Here is a 2,559-nt window from a genome sequence, read left to right as displayed (position 1 = left end):
ACGCCGAGACGGTGGACGAGCTGCCGTCGCCCCACGCGGCGCGCGCAGATCTCGTGGCGACCCTGGCGACATTGAACGCCGGCCTTCCGGACGCGAAGATCTTCGTGGCATCCATTCCCAACCTCACCCAGATGTACCTTGCAGCGCGTGACTCGGCCCAGGCGCGACTCACCTGGGCAGTCACCGGGTTCTGCCCCGTCCTGCTGAGCGATCCGCTCGACCGATCCCCCGCGGCGGTCGCTCGCCGCGCGTCGGTCGAGACCCGGGTCAATGCGCTCAACATCGTGATCCGCGCCGCCTGCGCCGCGGCCGAGCGGTGCTGGCACGACGGCGATGCGGTGCACGACGTACCGATCGCCCTCGGCGACATCTCGACGCGCGACTACTTCCACCCCTCGATCGAAGGACAGGCGAAAATCGCGGCCGCCACGTGGGACAAGGTCATCGAGAAGGGCGTGCTCGAAAGCGGTCACACCGTAACGACGTTCGATGACGTGTCGCCGCGCATCGCCTGGTCCGGAACGTGGGCAACCACGAGCAGCACTCGAGATTTCGGCGGCTCCGTCAGATACCCGAAAACGCTGGGCGCGGGCTACTACCTGCGGTTCACCGGCACCAAAGTGCTCATAGAGGCGCGCACGACGCCCTCGTCGGGCATCAGCGAGGTGCGCATCGACGGCAAGCTGGTGGGAAAGATCGACGGGTACTCTCCGATGACACGGTACCGCCAGATCGTGTTCGAGAGCGGTGCGCTGCCATCCGGTGCACACACCTTGATCGTGTCGGCGACGCCGGAGAAGTTCCCTGAGTCGTCGGGCCGCAACGCGATCCTCGATGCGATCATCGTCGAAGACGCCGGTTGGTAACCCGTCCGGCGGCGCGTCTTCGCGGCGCAGAACTGCCCTCGGGCTGATCAACTCGGTAGCGCGTGCGACCGGGTGTGCACGGCAAGTCCGCGGTGTCCTCCGATAAAGCGGCGAGGGCTGGCCACCGTGGGGGTTTGGGGCGCAGAAACCCCGCCGGGGCGCAGGAATTGCGCCCCGACGGAGGAGATGCGCCCCAAACCCGAAATTGTAGGGCGCCCCGAACCCGAAATTGGAGAGGGGGTGGGGGCGTCCCGAACCCGAAGAGAGGGGTAGGGCCGGGGCTCAGTGCGCGGTGCGCACGCCCACGAGGTCATGGATGAGCACGGCCGCGGCCCGTGCGCCCTGGCCCGCCGCCACGATGAGCTGCTGAGGACCCGGAGCGGCCGCATCGCCTGCTCCGTACAAGCCCGGGATGCTCGCGCGACCCGAGCGGTCGACGAGAAGATGCCCTTCGAGGTCGCGATCGACGTCGAGGTGCGCGAGGAAATCGAGCGCCGGGTGCCACTGCGGTCGCACGAATCCACCGTCGATCGCGATGCGGGTGCCGCCTTCGAGCCGCACGGCCGAGACGGCGCCGCGCTCTCCCTCGAGGTCGTCGATCCGTCGCCGCTCGACGACGATTCCGGATGCCGAAAGCTCGGCCTCCTCGACCGTGTCGACGACGTCCGCCCCGTTCGTGAAGACCGTGAGGTCGTCGGTCCAGCGCGCGATCAGCCGCGCCCGGGTCGGAAGATCGGGTGTCTCGCCGATCAGGGCGAGTGGGCGGTCCTGAAGCTCCCAGGCGTCGCAGGCCGCGCAGCTGAACAGCGACATGCCGTAGAAGGCGCGCAGGCTCGGGATGGCCGGCAGGGTTTCGCGCAGGCCCGCGGCCACCACCACCGACCGCGCCGACACCGTCGTCGGCGCACCGCGCCCGCGGCTGTCCAGGGCCGCGCGGAATCGTATGCCACCTTCGGCATCCGGCACGCTCACGAGAGACGAGACCACGGCCCGCTCGATGACCCGCACGCCCGGATAGGCGTCGAGCTCCGCGCGTGCGAGCTTGCGCAGCTCGAGCGGGGAGATCCCGTCGCGGGTAAGGAACCCGTGCGAGCGCAGCGTCGCCGCATTGCGCGGGCGCCCGGCATCCACCACCAGCACGCTCGCACGGGCACGCCCGAGGTTCAGCGCGGCCGAGAGCCCGGCAGGCCCGCCACCGATGACGAGCGCATCCACGACCGGCTCGTCGGCGAGTACTCCGGGGCCTGCGACATCAGTCATGGCCGCCGTCCTGCGGCGGGAGGGCTTCGATGAAGGGGTGGTCCATGTGGATCACGCCGACCTTCGCCGCGCCGCCCGGCGATCCGACCGCCTCTACCGAGTCCGTCGAGATCTCGAAGAACTCGACGTTCGCCTTGTAGTAATCCGACCACTCCTCGGGAAGATCGTCCTCGTAGTAGATCGCCTCGACCGGGCAGACCGGTTCGCAGGCGCCGCAGTCCACGCACTCGTCGGGGTGGATGTACAGGGAGCGGCTGCCCTCGTAGATGCAGTCCACGGGACACTCCTCGATGCATGCCCGGTCCTTGACGTCGACGCATGGCTGAGCGATCACGTAGGTCACTTCGAGGGTGTCCTTCCACTTCCGGACTTGAGGATCATGCACGATGCGGACCCCGGGACGAGCCCGGCGGCGCGATCCTAGTATCTCCCG

At 68.8% G+C, this 2,559-nt stretch carries 3 protein-coding genes; 1 reads left to right on the top strand and 2 read right to left on the bottom strand.

Annotated features, from left to right (window positions below; genetic code table 11):
- On the top strand, positions 1-866 hold an 866-nt coding region (locus VNT50_RS04415), incomplete at its 5' end, for a hypothetical protein (RefSeq protein WP_325483889.1).
- Positions 867-1,148: 282 nt separating this feature from the next.
- On the opposite strand, the gene VNT50_RS04410 is transcribed toward VNT50_RS04415, so the two are convergent.
- A complete protein-coding gene (locus VNT50_RS04410) occupies positions 1,149-2,126 on the bottom strand; it encodes an NAD(P)/FAD-dependent oxidoreductase (protein ID WP_325483888.1) in 978 nt (325 codons plus the stop codon).
- Positions 2,119-2,469, bottom strand: a complete 351-nt coding sequence (gene fdxA, locus VNT50_RS04405) for a ferredoxin (RefSeq protein ID WP_325483887.1) — start codon at positions 2,467-2,469, stop codon at positions 2,119-2,121. The genes VNT50_RS04410 and fdxA overlap by 8 nt, the downstream gene beginning before the upstream one ends.
- Positions 2,470-2,559 lie beyond the last annotated feature (90 nt).

This window comes from Microbacterium sp. (assembly GCF_035554235.1).
Taxonomy (GTDB): Bacteria; Actinomycetota; Actinomycetes; order Actinomycetales; family Microbacteriaceae; genus Microbacterium.
Note: the sequence above shows the minus strand (reverse complement) of the source record. Positions and strands in the feature narration are given on the sequence as shown.